This window comes from Petrotoga halophila DSM 16923, from assembly GCF_002924615.1.
The window spans coordinates 1-1,004 of sequence record NZ_JALY01000348.1 but is presented as its reverse complement, the minus strand read 5'-3'; the positions used below and the strand labels follow the sequence as shown (position 1 = coordinate 1,004).

Here is a 1,004-nt window from a genome sequence, read left to right as displayed (position 1 = left end):
CATTGGTGCTTTCTTCGTTGGAGAGTATCCAGAAGGTGTAGCAGTTATGCTGTTCTATCTGGTAGGTGAATTGTTTCAGGATATAGCTGTAGGTCACTCCAGAAAATCAATACGTGCTTTGATGGATATTCGTCCTGACTATGCAAATCTTAAAGTTGGCGATGAGATCAGGAAAGTATCTCCTGAAGAGGTAAACATAGGTGACATCATTATTGTTAAACCAGGAGAAAAAGTTCCCCTCGATGGCAAGGTTATAGAAGGAAACTCAATGGTTGACACTGCAGCGTTAACAGGGGAATCTGTTCCTCGTGAACTCGGGCCAGGAGACGATGCATTGAGCGGATTCATTAATAAAAATGGCGTTTTGACAATAGAGGTAACAAAGGATTTTGGTGATTCAACTGTATCTAAAATTTTGGATCTGGTTCAGAATGCCAGCAGTAAGAAGGCTCCTACAGAAAAATTTATAACAAAATTTGCCCGTTTCTATACTCCGATTGTAGTCTTTGGAGCATTAGCCTTAGCAATCATACCTCCATTGGTGATCCCCGGTGCAACTTTCTCTACATGGATATATCGAGCCTTAGTGTTCTTAGTTATATCTTGTCCATGTGCGTTAGTAATTTCAATACCATTGGGCTTCTTCGGAGGGATTGGTGGAGCATCGAAGAGAGGTATATTAGTAAAAGGCAGTAACTATCTTGACGCGTTGAACAATGTGGAAACAGTTGTTTTCGATAAGACAGGTACTTTAACTAAAGGTATATTTGAGGTTGTGGATGTTAACCCCCAAGCCGATTTTACTGATGAGGAATTGATTGAATATGCAGCATTTGCTGAAAGTCACTCAAGTCATCCAATTGCACTGTCCATTCTGAAAGCCTATAACAAAGATGTCGATATTACTAAAATTGAAGACTATGAGGAAATTGCAGGTCATGGGATTTTAGCTAAAGTTGGTGGTAAAGAGATTCTTGCCGGAAATAGCAAACTGATGAATAAAG

At 39.8% G+C, this 1,004-nt stretch carries 1 protein-coding gene; it reads left to right on the top strand.

Annotation, left to right across the window (positions count from 1 at the left end; translation table 11 throughout):
- Positions 1-1,004: HAD-IC family P-type ATPase (locus AA81_RS13915; RefSeq protein ID WP_146050426.1), on the top strand; the 1,004-nt coding region annotated here is incomplete at both ends.